This is a genomic window from Bradyrhizobium sp. HKCCYLR20261 (genome assembly GCF_051168435.1).
Classification (GTDB): Bacteria; Pseudomonadota; Alphaproteobacteria; order Rhizobiales; family Xanthobacteraceae; genus Bradyrhizobium.
In genome coordinates this window covers 133209-149579 of the sequence record NZ_JBNPUZ010000018.1, presented here as the reverse complement: position 1 = coordinate 149579, position 16371 = coordinate 133209, and the positions used below count along the sequence as shown (strand labels likewise).

18 protein-coding genes are annotated in these 16371 nt (G+C 65.2%); 5 read left to right on the top strand and 13 right to left on the bottom strand.

From position 1 onward, the window contains the following. On the bottom strand, nt 1-224 hold a 224-nt coding region (locus ACQR1L_RS29805; RefSeq protein ID WP_316147683.1), incomplete at its 3' end, for an AAA family ATPase. A gap of 450 nt (nt 225-674) precedes the next feature. On the opposite strand from ACQR1L_RS29805, the gene ACQR1L_RS29800 reads away from it, so the two are divergent. Beyond that, complete coding sequence (locus tag ACQR1L_RS29800; RefSeq protein ID WP_434861485.1) at nt 675-1067, top strand: response regulator; 393 nt, start codon at nt 675-677, stop codon at nt 1065-1067. A 47-nt stretch (nt 1068-1114) separates the two neighbouring features. Continuing rightward, on the top strand, nt 1115-1573 hold the full coding sequence (locus tag ACQR1L_RS29795) for a SufE family protein (RefSeq protein WP_434861484.1): 459 nt from the start codon (nt 1115-1117) through the stop codon (nt 1571-1573). A gap of 299 nt (nt 1574-1872) precedes the next feature. Here the strand turns inward: ACQR1L_RS29795 and ACQR1L_RS29790 are convergent, their stop codons facing one another. The 7 genes from ACQR1L_RS29790 to ACQR1L_RS29760 all read right to left on the bottom strand — a co-directional run bounded on the left by ACQR1L_RS29790 (nt 1873) and on the right by ACQR1L_RS29760 (nt 10640). Next, complete coding sequence (locus ACQR1L_RS29790) at nt 1873-3114, bottom strand: cysteine desulfurase (RefSeq protein WP_434861483.1); 1242 nt, start codon at nt 3112-3114, stop codon at nt 1873-1875. Between the two features lie 3 nt (nt 3115-3117). Beyond that, on the bottom strand, nt 3118-4443 hold the full coding sequence (gene sufD, locus ACQR1L_RS29785) for a Fe-S cluster assembly protein SufD (RefSeq protein WP_434861482.1): 1326 nt from the start codon (nt 4441-4443) through the stop codon (nt 3118-3120). Between the two features lie 18 nt (nt 4444-4461). Then, a complete protein-coding gene (sufC, locus tag ACQR1L_RS29780; RefSeq protein ID WP_006609650.1) occupies nt 4462-5223 on the bottom strand; it encodes a Fe-S cluster assembly ATPase SufC in 762 nt (253 codons plus the stop codon). A gap of 38 nt (nt 5224-5261) precedes the next feature. Then, the gene (gene sufB / locus ACQR1L_RS29775; RefSeq protein WP_434861481.1) at nt 5262-6779 is read right to left on the bottom strand and encodes a Fe-S cluster assembly protein SufB; all 1518 of its coding nucleotides are present in this window, start codon (nt 6777-6779) and stop codon (nt 5262-5264) included. 38 nt (nt 6780-6817) lie between these two features. Further along, on the bottom strand, nt 6818-7012 hold the full coding sequence (locus ACQR1L_RS29770) for a 4Fe-4S dicluster domain-containing protein (RefSeq protein WP_009031096.1): 195 nt from the start codon (nt 7010-7012) through the stop codon (nt 6818-6820). Nucleotides 7013-7602: 590 nt separating this feature from the next. Further along, the gene (gene nifA, locus ACQR1L_RS29765; protein WP_434861480.1) at nt 7603-9342 is read right to left on the bottom strand and encodes a nif-specific transcriptional activator NifA; all 1740 of its coding nucleotides are present in this window, start codon (nt 9340-9342) and stop codon (nt 7603-7605) included. Between the two features lie 425 nt (nt 9343-9767). Continuing rightward, nucleotides 9768-10640 (bottom strand): SDR family NAD(P)-dependent oxidoreductase, encoded by an 873-nt coding sequence (locus ACQR1L_RS29760; RefSeq protein ID WP_434861479.1) that lies wholly within the window; start codon nt 10638-10640, stop codon nt 9768-9770. Between the two features lie 350 nt (nt 10641-10990). Between ACQR1L_RS29760 and ACQR1L_RS29755 the strand changes: the two genes are divergently transcribed. Together ACQR1L_RS29755 and ACQR1L_RS29750 are read left to right on the top strand one after the other, a co-directional pair. Beyond that, nucleotides 10991-11824 (top strand): xanthine dehydrogenase, encoded by an 834-nt coding sequence (locus tag ACQR1L_RS29755; protein WP_434861478.1) that lies wholly within the window; start codon nt 10991-10993, stop codon nt 11822-11824. A gap of 92 nt (nt 11825-11916) precedes the next feature. Further along, the gene (locus ACQR1L_RS29750; protein ID WP_434861477.1) at nt 11917-12159 is read left to right on the top strand and encodes a (2Fe-2S)-binding protein; all 243 of its coding nucleotides are present in this window, start codon (nt 11917-11919) and stop codon (nt 12157-12159) included. A gap of 236 nt (nt 12160-12395) precedes the next feature. Here the strand turns inward: ACQR1L_RS29750 and ACQR1L_RS29745 are convergent, their stop codons facing one another. Continuing rightward, on the bottom strand, nt 12396-13256 hold the full coding sequence (locus ACQR1L_RS29745) for an SDR family oxidoreductase (protein ID WP_434861476.1): 861 nt from the start codon (nt 13254-13256) through the stop codon (nt 12396-12398). 152 nt (nt 13257-13408) lie between these two features. On the opposite strand from ACQR1L_RS29745, the gene ACQR1L_RS29740 reads away from it, so the two are divergent. Further along, entirely contained in the window at nt 13409-13579 is a 171-nt protein-coding gene (locus tag ACQR1L_RS29740; protein ID WP_434861475.1) for a hypothetical protein, read from the top strand. Nucleotides 13580-13960: 381 nt separating this feature from the next. Here the strand turns inward: ACQR1L_RS29740 and ACQR1L_RS29735 are convergent, their stop codons facing one another. The 4 genes from ACQR1L_RS29735 to ACQR1L_RS29720 form a co-directional block, all read right to left on the bottom strand. Next, nucleotides 13961-14116, bottom strand: coding sequence for a hypothetical protein (locus tag ACQR1L_RS29735; RefSeq protein ID WP_434861474.1), 156 nt, complete (start codon nt 14114-14116; stop codon nt 13961-13963). A gap of 25 nt (nt 14117-14141) precedes the next feature. Further along, nucleotides 14142-14330: a DUF2934 domain-containing protein gene (locus ACQR1L_RS29730; RefSeq protein ID WP_434861473.1), complete on the bottom strand. Its 189-nt coding sequence runs from the start codon at nt 14328-14330 to the stop codon at nt 14142-14144. 133 nt (nt 14331-14463) lie between these two features. After that, entirely contained in the window at nt 14464-14820 is a 357-nt protein-coding gene (locus tag ACQR1L_RS29725; RefSeq protein WP_434861472.1) for a hypothetical protein, read from the bottom strand. 105 nt (nt 14821-14925) lie between these two features. Further along, nucleotides 14926-16293 (bottom strand): histidine kinase, encoded by a 1368-nt coding sequence (locus tag ACQR1L_RS29720; protein WP_434861471.1) that lies wholly within the window; start codon nt 16291-16293, stop codon nt 14926-14928. Nucleotides 16294-16371 lie beyond the last annotated feature (78 nt).

Below are 16371 nucleotides of genomic sequence, written 5' to 3'. Positions count from 1 at the left end.
TCGATCTCGAGGTCCTCGACGCTGCCGGCGGCAGCGGCCAGGCTCAGGATGGTGTCCTGCGCCTTGGCGTGCAGGATCAGGCGGGTCGAATCCGCCTTGGGGTCGCAGCCGACGATCAGGATCCGATGACCCATCTCGGCGAGTGCCGCCAGAGTGTTCTGCGACGTCGTCGACTTGCCGATGCCGCCCTTGCCGTAGAATGCGATTTGTCGAAGTGATGACATTCTGCTCTCCATCAACCGATTGCCAATGTCCCGCATGCGCCTTGCATGACCAGGACCGCGTCCTCTCTCCAGAACCGGCAGACGGGTTATTGGGAAGGAGAGCATCGCTCGTCCGAAGCGTCGGCGTGCACTCAGCCCTCAACCTTTGCCTGACCAGAGTTTTGCAACGGCTGTGCCAGAGCTTTGGAATCGTTAAAAAGGCCATGTTTTGAAAGAGATGCGGCCAAGCTCGAAGCTAGGATGACCTTGTTGCAAACCCGACATCTGGGTTTTTCACCCGACGCTCCCGCGACGTGCTGTCCGAAACGACACATGTCGTCGCAGGCTCCACGCAGCGCTGCAGCGATCCTCTCTCGCAGCGCATGTATGAAGCCTGCTCAGGCCGGCGGTACGGAGTTTGCTTGATGTAGATCAAACCCGCTTCACGAACGGGCCAGAAGGAGCATTTCGATGTCGAGCAGGACGTGCGTCTTTGTCATTGAATCCGACCAGGTGATCCGCTCGGCGCTCGGCTATATCCTCAGCGAGCGTCACGAGACCTTCACTTTCGCGGAGACCGCGGATGCGCTGAGCAAGGCCGCGCGCGCCACACCGGACGCGGTGCTGGTCGGCAGCAGCATTCTGGAGGACGACGGCGCCGAGACCGTCGGCATGCTCGCCCGCAAGCTTCACCAGGCCGGCATCATCGTCGTCGCCGGCTCGACCAAGTCGCCACTCGCACTTGCGGGCCTGCGCCAGGGCGCCGAGGCGATCATCGCCAAGCCGATCACCTTCGACGGCGTGACGCATGCCGTCGATACGGTGCTGGCGCGCCGCGGCGCTGAGCCGAGCCTCGCGACATAGCCGCGCCTCAAGGTGGATTGAGATCAGCAGACGACCAGGAGAGGATCATGTTGAAGATGGTGCAGACGGCAGCTCCCGCGAACCCGGATATCGAGGACATCGTCGAGAATTTTGCCCTGCTCGACGACTGGGACGACCGCTACCGCTACGTCATCGAGCTCGGCCGTGGCCTGGCGCCCCTGCCCGACGCCGACCGCAACGACGGCAACAAGGTGCAGGGCTGCACCAGCCAGGTCTGGGTCGCCACCTCGGTGCGCCACGGTGCAGCGCCGGTGCTGGACTTCGTCGGTGACAGCGACGCCCACATCGTCCGCGGCCTGGTCGCGATCCTCTTGGCGATGGTCTCCGGCCGCACCGCGCCCGAGATCCTCGCCGCCGATCCAATCGCGCTGTTCGAGAAGCTCGGCCTGCGCGAGCATCTGACCCCGCAGCGCTCCAACGGCTTCCGCTCGATGGTGAACCGGATCAAGGCCGATGCGCAGGCCGCGATGGCCGCGGCGGCGTAGATTTGATAAGCTGATTTGCTTGGTTGATTAGCCCGCCTCGCGCGGCGCATCCGGTCCGAGCCTCTCCCCGCGTGCGGGGAGAGGCCGGATTTCATCGCAGATGAAATCCGGGTGAGGGGGACTCTCCACGAGTCTGGTGCATATGTCACACCCACCGACCGTGCGGAGAGTCCCCCTCACCCCAACCCTCTCCCCGCAAGCGGGGCGAGGGAGCGCACCGCCGGCTTGGTGAGCGCTTGACTCCAACTTGCAAGATTTAAGTCAGGCGGGGCCTATTGCAGGGCGGTACACGAGCGGCTCTACGAGAAAAACTCCTGCGCCTTCCTCAGCGCGCGGACCAGCACATCGACCTCTTCCCGCGTGTTGTACATCGCGAATGACGCCCGGCAGGTCGCGGTCACACCGAACCGCTCCAGCAGCGGCATCGCGCAATGGGTGCCGGCGCGGACCGCGACGCCGGCGCGGTCGATGACGGTGGCGAAGTCGTGGGCGTGGGCGCCCTGCATCTCGAACGAGACGATCGCGCCCTTGTCCGCGGCGTTGCCGATGATGCGCAGCGAGTTGATCTCGCGCAGCTGCTCGGTGGCGTAGACCACGAGGTCATGCTCATGCGCGGCGATGCGCTGCTTGCCGATCGAGGCGACGTAGTCGATGGCAGCGCCGAGACCGGCGGCCTCGACGATCGGCGGCGTGCCGGCCTCGAAGCGGTGCGGCGGGTCGCCATAGGTGACCCAGTCGCGCGACACCTCGCGGATCATCTCGCCGCCGCCGTTGAACGGCGGCATCGAGGCCAAGAGCTCGCGCTTGCCATACAGCGCGCCGATCCCGGTCGGGCCGTAGATCTTGTGCCCGGTGATGCAGTAGAAATCCGCATCGAGGTCGCGGACGTCGACCTCCATGTGCACAGCGGCCTGCGAGCCGTCGATCAGCACGGGAATGCCGCGGTCATGCGCGATGCGGATGACCTCCTTGACCGGGACGACGGTGCCGAGCACGTTCGACATCTGCGTCATCGCCACCATCTTGGTGCGCGGTGTCAGCAGCTTTTCGAACTCGTCGAGCAGGAAATTGCCGTCATCATCGACGGGAGCCCACTTGATCACAGCCCCCTGGCGCTCCCTGAGGAAATGCCAGGGAATGATGTTGGCATGGTGCTCCATGATCGAGAGCACGATCTCGTCGCCCGGCCCGATCCGCTCGCGGCCAAAGGTCTGCGCGACCAGGTTCACCGCCTCGGTGGCACCGCGGGTGAAGATGATCTGCTCGGGGCTCTCGGCGTTGAGGAACGTCGCCACCTTGGCGCGGGCGCCCTCATAGGCCTCGGTCGCGGCGTTGGCGAGATAATGCAGCCCGCGATGCACGTTGGCGTATTCGGACGTGTAGACCTGGTTCATCCGGTCCAGCACCGCCTGCGGCTTTTGCGCCGAGGCAGCGTTGTCGAGATACACCAGCGGCTTGCCGTGGACCTGCATGCCGAGAATGGGAAAATCCGCCCGGATGCGGCTCACATCGTAGCCGCTCCCGTTCACCGCTGCATGCATCGTCTACTCCCGTCGTCCGAGCCAGCCCAGCAGCGCCCCGGTCAGCGCGTCGCGCACGGCCTCGTTGGCCGCACCCTCGATGATCTCGCCGATAAAGGCCTGGATTAGCAGCGCCTTCGCTTCTGCCGGCGGGATGCCGCGCGCCATCAGGTAGAACAGCAGCTCATCGTCGATCGCGCCGGTCGTGGTGCCGTGGCCGCACTGGACATCGTCGGCGAAGATCTCAAGCTCCGGCTTGCTGTCGGCCTCGGCCTCGTCGGACAGCAGCAGCGCCCGCGACATCATCTTGGCGTCGGTCTTCTGCGCACCGGGGGCGACCGTGATCTTACCCTGGAACACCGCGCGGGCGGTGTCGCCGACGACCGCCTTGAAGGTCTCGCGGCTCTGGCCGTTCTCGGCCGCATGCTCGATCGACAAGGTCGTGTCGGCGTGCTGCGTCCCCGACAGCAGCGAGCCGCCACGGATGTCAGCGACGGTGCCCTCGCCCGCGAGGCGGACGAACAGCTGGTTGCGGACCAGACTGCCGCCGGCGACGAAGCCGAGCTGATTGAAGGTCGCGCGCGCGCCGATATTGGCGAGCAGCGAGCCGATGTGCAGCGCGCTGCCGCCCTCGCTGACGACCTTGATGTGATCGATGCGCGCCTCATCGCCGACGACGAGCTGCATCGCGGTGTTGACCTGATATTCGCTACCGTCGGGTCCCTGGTGCGACTCGACGATGGTGGCGCTGGCGCCGGCGCCGATGTTCACCAGCGAACGGGTGAACATCGAGGTCGCGACCCAATTGGTCGTGACGAAGGCGACATGGATCGGCCGGCTCAGCGCGGTGCCCGGCGCGACCAGGATGACGACGCCGTTGGCAGCCAGCGCGGTGTTGAGCGCCAGCGCCGGATCGTCGTCCGGAACGATCGCGCCGAGGCGCTGCGACAGCAGCGGCTTGTCGGCGGCGAGCGCGTCGGCCATCGGCTGGATGGTCAGACCCGGCTCGAGCGCCGCAAGATCCGACAGTTCCGGCACGAAGGCGCCATCGACGATGACAAGCTTGCGGAAGCCCGCGCCGGCGAAGAGATCCTTTGCCTCACGCGCCTTGGTTTTGGCGGCGTCGTCGGGCAGCGAGGCAAGCCGCTTGGCTTCCTTCATCTGCGTACGCAGATCGGTGTAGCGCCAGGCCTCGACGCGCCGGTGCGGCAGGCCGACCGCGGTGAAGCGGTCGAAGGCGGCGGCACGCACCGCGGTGATCTCCTCGCCGCCCGGCAAATAGCGGCGGGCGCCCTGGTACAGATCGGCCAGCCCGAGCTCGGCCTTGGTCTTGCGGATCGCGACGCCCATGCTGCTGCTCCCCGCGCCTTACGCCGCTTCGCTCTGGTACTGCGCGTAGCCGGTCGCCTCGAGCTCGCGCGCGAGATCCGCGCCCCCGGTGCGGACGATGCGGCCCGCCGCGAACACGTGGACGATGTCCGGCACGATGTAGTCGAGCAGCCGCTGATAATGCGTGATCACGATCATGCCGCGCTCGGCCGAGCGCAGCGCGTTGACGCCGTTCGCGACCACCTTCAGCGCGTCGATGTCGAGACCAGAGTCGGTCTCGTCGAGCACACAGAGCGAGGGCTGCAGCAGAGCCATCTGCAGGGTCTCGTTGCGCTTCTTCTCGCCGCCGGAAAAGCCGACATTGAGCGGCCGCTTCAGCATCTCCGAGTCGATGTTCAGGGTCTTGGCGATCTCGCGCACGCGCTTGATCAGGTCGGGCGAGGACAGCTCCTCCTCGCCGCGCGCCTTGCGCTGGGCGTTGAAGGCAGCACGCAGGAAGGTCAAGGTCGCGACGCCCGGGATCTCCAGCGGATATTGGAACGCCAGGAACACGCCCTTGGCGGCGCGCTCGTCGGCCGACATCGCCAGCAGATCCTCGCCGTTGAGATAGACCTCGCCGGCGGTGATCTCATAGCCGGGCTTGCCGGCGAGCACGTAGGACAGGGTCGACTTGCCGGCGCCGTTCGGGCCCATGATGGCGTGGATCTCGCCCTTGTTCACGGTCAGGTCCAGGCCCTGGATGATCTTGCGACCACCGGAGATCTCGGCATGGAGCCCCTTGATTTCGAGCAAGGCCGTCATCGAACACTCCTCATCTGTTGTCGCCGCGCGCGACGTCCTTATCCGACTGAACCTTCGAGGCTGATCGAGATCAGCTTCTGCGCCTCGACCGCGAACTCCATCGGCAGCTGCTGCAGCACATCCTTGACGAAGCCGTTGACGACAAGCCCGACCGCTTCTTCCTGGGAAAGACCGCGCTGGATGCAGTAGAACAGCACGTCCTCGGAGATCTTCGAGGTCGTCGCCTCGTGCTCGAACACCGCCGAGGAGTTCTTGGCCTCGATGTAGGGCACGGTGTGCGCGCCGCATTTGTCGCCGATCAGGAGCGAGTCGCAGGCGGTGAAGTTGCGCGCGCCGGACGCCTTGCGGTGGGCGCTGACGAGGCCGCGATAGGTGTTCTGCGATTTGCCGGCGGCGATGCCCTTGGAGATGATCCGGCTCGACGTGTTCTTGCCGAGATGGATCATCTTGGTGCCGCTATCGACCTGCTGGAAGCCGTTGGAGATCGCGATCGAGTAGAATTCGCCGCTGGAATTGTCGCCGCGCAGGATGCAGCTCGGATATTTCCAGGTGATCGCCGATCCCGTCTCGACCTGGGTCCACGAGATCTTGGAGTTCACGCCGCGGCAGTCGCCACGCTTGGTGACGAAATTGTAGATGCCGCCCACGCCCTCGGAATTGCCGGGATACCAGTTCTGCACCGTCGAATATTTGATCTCGGCATCATCCAGCGCGACCAGCTCGACGACGGCGGCATGCAGCTGGTTCTCGTCGCGCTGCGGCGCGGTGCAGCCTTCGAGATAGGAGACGTAGGCGCCCTTGTCGGCGATGATCAGCGTGCGCTCGAACTGGCCGGTGTTGCGCTCGTTGATGCGGAAATAGGTCGACAGCTCCATCGGGCAGCGCACGCCCGGCGGGATGTAGACGAACGAGCCGTCGGAGAATACCGCCGAGTTGAGCGTGGCGAAATAATTGTCGGTGGTCGGCACGACCGTACCGAGATATTTCTGCACCAGGTCCGGATGCTCGCGCAGCGCCTCGGAGATCGGCATGAAGATCACGCCGGCCTTCTTCAGCTCCTCCTTGAAGGTGGTTGCCACCGAGACCGAGTCGAACACGGCGTCCACCGCGATCTTGGTGCGCGGCGCGGCCGCCTCGCCATCCTCGGATTCCGCGGCCGCGGTGGGACGCTCGACGCCTTCGAGGATCTCGACCTCGCGCAGGGGAATGCCGAGCTTCTCATAGGTCTTGAGAATCTCGGGATCGATCTCGTCGAGCGAGGCAACCTTCTTCTTCGGCTTCGGCGCCGAATAGTAATAGAGATCCTGATAGTCGATCTTCGGGTAGCCGACGCGGGCCCAGGTCGGCTCCGTCATGGTCAGCCAGCGGCGATACGCCTCCAGCCGCCATTCCAGCATCCAGGCCGGCTCGTTCTTCTTGCCCGAGATGAAGCGGATGGTGTCTTCCGACAGCCCCTTCGGAGCCTTCTCGGATTCGATTTGCGTCTCGAACCCGTAACGATATTGATCGACGTCAATGCCCTTGACGCGATCAATGGTCTCCTGAACCGCTGCCATCTCTCACTCCGCTTCCAAGGCTCAACAAGGCGCCCGCGTCAGGCGGGCACGCAGGTGTCCGGCACCGGACAGACGGCAGCGCATTGCGGCGCGTCGAAATGGCCCTCGCACTCCGTGCACTTCTTCGGGTCGATGATGTACATGTCGTTCTTGAGCCGGATGGCCGCATTCGGACATTCGAACTCGCAGGCTCCGCAGACCGTGCATTGTGAGGCGATGATCTTGTAGCTCATGTGCCGCTCCCCGTGCTCTCGGCGACATCGGGCGATGTCATTCGGGCATCATCTTTCAAGCCCCGTGCCAGAGCGCATTTGGTTGATTTCTAATGAGGATTCTAAATGTCGCTGATCGCAGCCAGCTGTCGCGCTCCCGACAGCATGTCGTAAGTGCGACAGGAGCGATGGATGGACGTGCGCTCGGTTGGAGTCGAGCTATTCGCCGCACGACCGGTGAGCTCCCCTCCCCCTTGCGGGGAGGGGTCGGGGGTGGGGGTCTCCGGGCGCTGATGTTTGTGAATCGGATGGATTGCTATGCGTTCTCTCAAACCACGAATACCCGACTTATCCAGCGTCCGATCCATCGACGAAGACCGATGATTCCGACAAAGTGGGATCAGTTTGTATCACGCGCAGTGTGCTCGTGGACCCCCACCCCCGACCCCTCCCCGCAAGGGGGAGGGGAGTCTACCGTCGCCCGGGGAATAGTTGGGGCTCTCATGACGACAGCAGTGATCGAACCGAGAAAGCCTGACGACTTGAGCATGGCCTCAAGCAAAAAAGGGCGCGCATCCGCGCGCCCTTTCATCCGTCCAGAATCAATCCACTCAGAACCGCTTGACCTCGATGTTGTACTTCTTCAACGCGTAGCCGATCTGCCGCGGCGTGAGCCCCAACAGCCGCGCGGCCTTGGCCTGGACCCAGCCGGAGCGCTCCATCGCCTGGACGATGCGGTCGCGCTCGGGAACGGCGCCGCCGTCCATCGCCTCGGAGTACTCGCCGTCGTCCGCCTCGGACGCCGGCAAATCGACGGGAGTCTCGATCGGCGCCGAGGTGCGCGGCAGGATCGGCAGCGGCACCATCGGCTGGCCGCGTGGCGGTGGCGGGGTCACCGTGTTGCCCTTCCACAGGATCGCGGACATGCATTCGTTGCGGCTGCAGGCGAAGTCGTGCTGGCCGATCGCTGAGCCCGCGGCCAAGGTCGCGGTCCGCTGCACGCAGTTCTCCAGCTCGCGCACATTGCCGGGGAAGCCGCAATGCATCAGCACCTCGATGGCGCTGACGTCGAAGGTGAGATCGCGCTCGTTCTCGCAATTGAAGCGACGCAGGAATTCGCGCGCCAGCTGCGGGATATCCGTGCGCCGATCGCGCAGCGGCGGCAGTTTGATCGGCACGACGCTGATCCGATAGTACAGGTCGGCGCGAAACTCGTTGCGCGCCACCGCCTCTTCCAGATTGCGGTTAGTCGCGGTGACGATGCGCACATCGACCTTGATGGTCTGGTTGCCGCCGACCCGCTCGAACTCCTGCTCCTGCAGCACGCGCAGGAGCTTGGCCTGGAACGCCGGCGAAATCTCGCCGATCTCGTCGAGGAACAAGGTGCCCTTGTCGGCGAGTTCGAAGCGGCCTTTGCGCGCATTGATCGCGCCGGTGAAGGCGCCCTTCTCGTGGCCGAACAGCTCGGACTCCAGCACCGTCTCCGGCAGCGCCGCGCAGTTGATCTTGATGAACGGCCGCTTGGCGCGGTTCGACAGTTCGTGAATGGCCTTCGCCACCAGCTCCTTGCCGGTGCCGGATTCGCCGCGCAGCAGCACCGGCGCATTCGACTTGGCGACGACGTTGATCTTGTCGAGCAGCGCGCGCAGCGCCGGGCTGTCGCCGACGATGCCGTCAACCAGCACCTTCTTGCCCTTGGCGGGCGCCGGCTTCAGCTCCAGCAGCTCCTTCTGCAACCGGTGGCTTTCCGCCATCAGCCGCTCGCGGTCGCGCGCGACGACGCGGTGCAGCTTGATGGTCTGGCCGATCAAATTGGCCACCATGGTCAGGAAGCGGACATCGGAGTCGAGCCGAAAGATGGCGCGGCCATCCCAGACGCGGTCGATCGTCAAGGTGCCGACGACGCGCTGATCGATGCGGATGGGCACGCCGAGAAACGACACCCGTGTGCCGGCGTCGGCCCCGAGCGTCGCCGCATCTGCGGCGCTGAACGCCGGATGATCCGACACGTTTTCCGCGATCAGCGGCACGGCGGTGGCCACGATCTGATCGATCGCCTTCTGCGGCAGGCGCTCGCGATAACGCTGGTCGCTGCCTTCGCTCCATCCGGCGCCGACGGCAAGATCGGGAATGCCGTCATCGGCGAGCAACGACACCACGCCATGGCGCATCTGCATGAAGGACTGCAGCAGGTTGACGACGTTGGCGAGGGTGATTTCCAGCCGCGTCGGCGCGGCCAGGATTTTCGATATTTCGAAAATTCCGGTCAGCGCGATCTCGCTGAGCGGTATCGGGGCAGCATTGGACCTGACGTCCTGAGCTTCGACCTGACGTGTTTCCGTTTGGACCATGGTCGCTTCTCTGATGGTCACGGACGCTCTCGACGAGATCGCCCGCGATTGTAGGCGTTCTAACATCCTCCCTTAACTGCAGATGATTGTCGTGCCTAACTTTGCTGCATTGCCGCAGAAGTAGTGTGCAACCAAAAGAACAGAAAAGCTGCAGAACTTCATGATCTTAACAAATTAGTTTGCAGCCGGCGCGACGCGCGCATTGCACCGGCCACGCGGGGATTGACGTCGCGGCCGACTGACAAATCCGTTGTGTTTCCGACACCTAATAAGCGCGCAACGGCCTGCTTGTTGCGAAGACATCGCAAGCATCCGAACTGTTCACAAAGTTTCCAGTCACCGCATGGCACTCGCTTCGCTTGATTGCCAACAAAGTCGGCCATCTCAGGAGACGGCGTCAAAACGCCGCTGGGCGGTCGGTCAACCTAGAGATGCTGTCCGCCATTGATCTGAATCTCCTCGCCCGTCACGTAGCTCGCCGCGTCCGAGCAGAGGAAGAACAGCACCTTGGCCACCTCCTCCGGCGCGCCGATCCGGCGCATCGGAATCAGCGGCGAGAACCGTGCCTCGGTCTCGGGCGACACCATCTCGGTCTTGATCTCGCCCGGCGCGATGGCGTTGACGCGGATGCCATGGGGCGCGAAGTCGTGCGCCATCTCGCGGGTGAGACACGCCAGCGCCGCCTTGGACGTCGCATAGGCCGTGCCGGCAAAGGGATGCACGCGCGTGCCGACGATCGACGTCACGTTGACGACCGCACCCTGCCCGCGCTTCAGTTCCTCGAACAGGCCGCGCGCCAACAGGATCGGTCCGAGGAAGTTGACGTGGAAGACCGTCATCCAGGTCTCGACCGAGGTCGCCAGCGAATCCAAACGGCCGCCGTCCTCGGCTTTCGGCGAGATCGCGGCATTGTTGATCAGCGCGTGCAGCGGCGCACCGTCGAGCCGCGCCTTGATGTCGGCAATCGCACGCGGGATCGCCTTGCGATCGCTGAGATCGACCTGGACATGATTGTCGGGCCCGGCATCCCAGGGGCAACGGCCGCCGTCGAACGGGTGCCGCGAGCAGGTGATGATGCGCCAGCCGGCGTCGGAAAACAGCTTGGCCGTCGCGTGGCCGATGCCGCGCGAACCACCGGTCAACACCAGCGTCTTCTGCTCGCTCCGCGCCGGTCGCTCGGCCGCCGCCATGTCTCGATGAGCCATGTCCCGGTGAAACGGGCACGAAGCGATGTCAGCGGTATCCTCGGCCGCGTTTACCGCGGGCTCGCGAACGTCCTGGTCGAGGTCGAGGCTCACCGCATTCGTCCTGATCCTGCACCGCGCGTCCCTGAAACCCGCGCGGTATCGTCATGCGGCGGTTGTGCAGATTCCGGGCCAGCGAAATCCACGTGCACGCCCGCGATTCCTTGTCGGGTTCGCGACAGATTGGCGGATTCGGGACATGGCCGGCGTCAGCTTTCCGCCGCGCCAAGCCCGGGACCTTCAGAACCGCCGCCAGAACCAAGACGTTCAAACGGCGATGATTTTTCGCCAGACCCGGCGCTGGTCCAACTCTTGCTGACCGAACGTCTCATTCGAACTGGAAGATGGCTTTCCACTCTCGCGACGGAGAGCCACGTGACGCCGAACGCCAAATGGACCGGGACATGGGGACGACTGCAGTGCGCTTCGCCGTGGTCCTCGGGACCAACGACGTCGCGTCCGCGATCGCCGTGCACCTGCATCGCGCGGGCTTCTGCGTGGTGCTGTCGCACGACCCCAATCCGCCGGTCATGCGGCGCAAGATGGCATTTCACGACGCGCTGTTCGGCGACTGCGTCCGTGTCGAAAACGTGATCGGCGAGCGCATCGACAGCACGATGGACGTGTTCAAGGCGCTCGGCGATCCTCGCCATGTCCTGGTCACCGCCCTCGGCCTCATCGATCTGCTGCCGGTCCGCGCCATCGACGTGCTGATCGACGCCCGGATGCAGGCGCATGAAGTGACGCCGAACCTGCGCGGCATGACGCGGCTGTCGATCGGCATCGGTCCCGGCTTCTCGCCGTCGGCCAATTGCGACGTCGCGATCGAGACCCGGCCGGACCGGCTCGGCCAGATCGTGGTAGACGGCTGGACCTTGGCGAAGGACGACGTCGGCGAGCTCGGCGGCGTCGGCGCCGAGCGGCTGGTGCTGTCGCCGCACGAAGGCCGCTGGCATACGCCGGTCGAGATCGGCACGCGCATCTACAAGGGTTTTGTCGTCGGCCATCTCTCCGGCGAGCCGGTCACGGCGCCCACCGACGGCATCCTGCGCGGCGTGGTCCGTGACGGCAGCGACGTGCCGGCGGGTGTCGCGCTGGCCGAGATCGATCCACGTGGCCGCCATGCGCAATGGACCGGCATCGATGCGCAGGGCCAGGCGCTGGCCCAGGCGACGCTGGCCGCGATCCGGCTGCACGCCGCCGATCGCATCCGCGCGAGCGCAGCCGGCTCACGCTGATCCCCGCTTTCGAACGATTCTGATTAGGCCGCGTCGCGAGCGTCCGCCTTGGCATTGCCGTTGCTTATCGTTGGCAGGAGCGAGCAACAGCCATGATCATTTGTTCCTGCAACGTCATCAGCGACACGGCCATTCGCGACATCGTCACGACGGCCGACATCACCTTCGGCTCACCGGCGCAAGTGTATGATTGTCTTGGCTGCTCGGTTCAGTGCGGGCTCTGTTCGCGCTCGGTGAAGCGGATTCTGGACGAACGGACGGGAGAGACGGCGAGCGCGGCCGTCTGGCCGGTGCAGACCGAGACCGCGCCCTGCGCGCTGATGTCGGCAGCGTGAGCGGTCACCGCGCCCGACATGTCGGATCGCGTGCTGTCGGATGTCGGACAAAGCCGACACGGGCACCGAGACTGCAGAGCTTCGGGATAGTGGCGATATACACCCGCATCACCCCGCCCGTCATTCCGGGGCAAGGCCGCAGGCCTTGAACCCGGACTCTCGAGCTTGTCTTGCGACCCTTCACAATCTCCAGATTCCGGGTTCGGTGTGTTGATGCAGTCCGACGATACCGATCCTCAAATGAACGGCTTCCCGCCCGTCACCGCCACCGTCGTCCCCGACGTGTAGCTCGACAACGGGTCCGCCAGCATCACATAAGCGGTGGCGAGCTCCGCGGGCTGCCCGGCGCGCTTCATCGGCACCTGCTGGCCAAAGTTCTTCACCCGCTCTTCCGACATCGTCGAGGGGATCAGCGGCGTCCAGATCGGGCCGGGCGCCACCGCATTGGCGCGGATACCTTTCTCCGCCAGCATCTGCGCCAGCCCGCCGGTGAAATTCTGGATCGCGCCCTTGGTGGTGGCGTAGGCAAGCAGGCTCGGATTGGGCATGTCGGAGTTCACTGACGCCGTATTGATGATGGCGCTGCCCGGCTTCATGTGCGGCACCGCGGCCTTGGTGAGATAGAACATCGCATGGATGTTGGTGCGAAAGGTCGTCTCCCACTCCTGATCCGAGATGTCGCCGATGTCGCTGAAGGTCGCCTGGTGCGCGGCGTTGTTGACGAGGATGTCGATGCCGCCGAGCTCGTCAACGGCGCGCTGGATGATCGCCCGGCAATGCCGGGGGTCCTGGATGTCGCCGGGCATCAACAGCGCTGTTCGTCCCTCCTTCTCGATCAGCTGCTGCACCTCGCGGGCGTCGTCTTGCTCATCGAGATAGGCGATCAGGATGTCGGCGCCCTCGCGCGCATAGGCGATCGCCACCGCGCGCCCGATGCCGCTGTCGCCGCCGGTGATGACGGCCTTCTTGCCGGTCAGCCTGCCCGACCCCTTGTAGCTGGTCTCGCCATGATCGGGCCTCGGCCGCATCTCGGCCGTCGTGCCCGGCATGGCCTGCTGCTGCGGCGGAAACGGCGGCTTGGGGTATTGGTCGGACATCGGTGATCTCCTGGCGTTTGATCAAGCATCAATCGCAGCCCCGAAGCCGCGTTCCTGCGCAGGGCACCGCCGCGGCGGTCAGTTCGTTGTAAGGAACGTCATCACCTTCGCCCGCATTGCTCTCTCATGAGGCGACGAGGAAGGAGCGAGCCATGGCGAATGATCTTCCCATCAACGGACGCGAACCCAGCCGCTCCGAGGACGACATCCAGCGCGATCAGCTCGGCCCGCGCGGCGTACCCGGCGGAGAGGATCCGGCAAAGATGACGCCGCAGCGGGAGAAGAAGACGCCGGATGATGTCGATCCCGGGCATACGGCATGACGGCGCTGATGCGAGCTGGGTGAAGAGATTGAGGTCTACCACTCGCACCACCCGTGCCGCTGCCCCTCACCCCGACCCTCTCCCCGTGAAGAACGGGGAGAGGGAGCGCAGCGCCGCTGGCGCTAATACAAGAGCTCACAATGAACACGCGGATCGATTGCCACCATTACTGCAGCCATGCTGCAGATACGGTCAAGCAGACGAACTGACGGCTGATAGTTCTGTAATTTTCACAGATGTGCAGATGTGAAGCGAGCTCTCGCCCCGCATGCGGTGCGCCCCCTCTCCCCGTTCTTACGGGGAGAGGGTTGGGGTGAGGGGCAGCCACACGGGAGGTCTCAACGATTCCCACCGGCCGCCTCTCGCGTCCGGCACCTCACCTCAATGCGTGTTGCTCTCGCCCCACTGCTCCAGATCCTTCGCCGCTTCAGAGCGCTGCTCCTTCTCGGGCTTCTCGGCCCAGGGCTTGTCCGTCTGCTTCATCGAGCCCCAATCGCTTTCCTTGCGGGGATCGTCCTTCGGTGTTTCCTTGCTCATCAGTCCATCCTTCTCGTTCGACCGGTCAGGTCGGCAGCATGGTCGGCGGGGGCGCCGTGGCCTGGTCGTGCAGCTCCTGCATGTCGCGGATCTCCTGCTCGGCCTGATACCAGAACTCATGCTCGCGACCGTCCGGACGCCCGGACTGCTCCCACAATCGATGGGCGCGTTCGCGAATCCTGTCTTGCAGACTTATGTCGCCGCTCTGTTCCATGATGCTCCTCGCGAGACGGCCGTCGTGGCCTGACCGACGGGGCAATCATCGGGACAAACTGATGTTCCAAAGGCAGACGCCGCCGCGGACGATCGGCCGCAGCGCAGCCCGCCGCATGACCACCCGGTCCGCGTCAGCTCAGGTTGCCGGGCATGAAGCAGCGGATCGAGGTGCCGAGCGAGCCTTTGATGGGCCACACCATCGTGCGCCCGGCGCGGTTCGGCTCCGTGATCACGGCATCGTCGGGCACGACGATCCATTCGCCGTCGAGCCGCACACGGTAGTGCGTGCCCTGCAGATCCCAGTCCGGATCCGATACGGCCAATCCATCCGCATCCGAACAGCACGGGCCGCGGCCGCTCCTCAGGCCGTCGAACCAATCTTTGAGCGGCGAGTTGGCGTAGCGACCATCGTCGCGCGCAGCGGCATGGTCGACGCACAGCGCGGCCGCCAGGGCGGCGCCGCTCAGCGCAAGCAAGGTTCTGATCATCTGGTCACCGCAAGCTACCGGCGCGTGCTCCAGACTGCGGCCCGCGCGGATTCACCGAGACGACCGATGAATGCGCTCCGAGGTTGAATGTTCCTCGCGGTGAACTCACGCGGCGTCGGCGGGCACCATGGCATCGGTCGGCACCAGCGCCTCGATGGTGACCCCCGAAGCGGTCGAGGCCACCGTCAAGGTACCGCCGAGCGCCAGCAGCCGCTCGCGCATGCCGGTCAGGCCGAAGCCGAGCTTGTGCTCGGCCTTCAGCCCGCGGCCATCATCGCGGACGCACACCCGCGTGTAGAGGCGGCGCTGTCCTCCGGCCGTCTGCTGCAGCGGCTCGATGACCACATCGACCGCGGTCGCCTCGGCGTGGCGGAACACGTTGGTCAGCGCCTCCTGCACCACGCGATAAATCGTCAGCTCCGCGGTCTCGTTGCTGCGCACGCCCGTCTCGGCGAAGCTCGTGGCGATCGCCACCTCAGGGCGCGACTCCCGCCACAGCCGCACCAGCGCGCCGAGCGCCTCGCGCAGGCCGAGTTCGGCGAGGCCGACCGGACGCAGCCGCTCCAGGATGCGGCGATTGAACTGCTGCACGGCGTTGACCTGGTCGAGGATCGCCTGGCCGTGCCGGCGCATCGCCGCGACGTCGAGCGCCGCGGCTTCAGGCAGCCGCATCAAGGCGCTGGCATGGGCGCGCAATGCGAACAGATGCGGTCCGAACTCGTCATGCAGCTCGCGCGCGATCTCCTTGCGTTCGAGATCCTGCAGCGACACGGTGCGCTCGGCGAGCCGGCGCTTCTCCTCCACCGCCTCGCCGAGCGCGCCGGCGAGATGATTGAGCTTGGCGCACAGCGCGGCAAGCTCGGGCGCCCCGCCCGGCTTGACGCGGGCGTCATACGCGCCGTCCTCGATCCGGCTCATGGCCTCCGACAGATCGCCGAGCGGCGCCAGCGCGCGACCGACCACCAGCGTCGTGATGCCGAACAGCGCAAGACCGACGAGCGAGCCGACGATGAGCTGGGTGACGATGCCGTCCCAGATCTCGGCGATCTCGTCGTCGGGATGCGAGGTGATGACCAGCGTCTCGGCCCGGCCTGCGACGATCACGGGCATGATGACGGACGTCTTGTCCGGATGCACCAGCGCGATGAACCAGGCCGGCGCCGCCCGCGCGCCCTCACCCGATGGCGGCCGGGGGTGTGCCGCCGCAGACGTCCTGCTCACGCTGACATGGCGCAGCTGCTCGAGCTCCCCGACGATCCGGTTCAGCCGGGCATCCGGATCCGGTGCCTCATTGACCTCGTCCATGATGGTCTCGAGGAAGGCGCGGGTCAGGCGGATGACGCTCTGATCCTCGGCGAGCACACGTGGCGCGGCCTCCAGCACCAGGCGGCCGATGTTGATGGCAAGCCCCAGCATCAGCACCAGCGCGAGCAGCACGTTGATGCGCCTGCGCAACGACCAATTCTGCCACATTCTCTCCGCCTCAATGCCACCGTGTTCCTGCGCACTCACATTGACAGACAAATGCGCCGGCGATCTAATTGCAACATG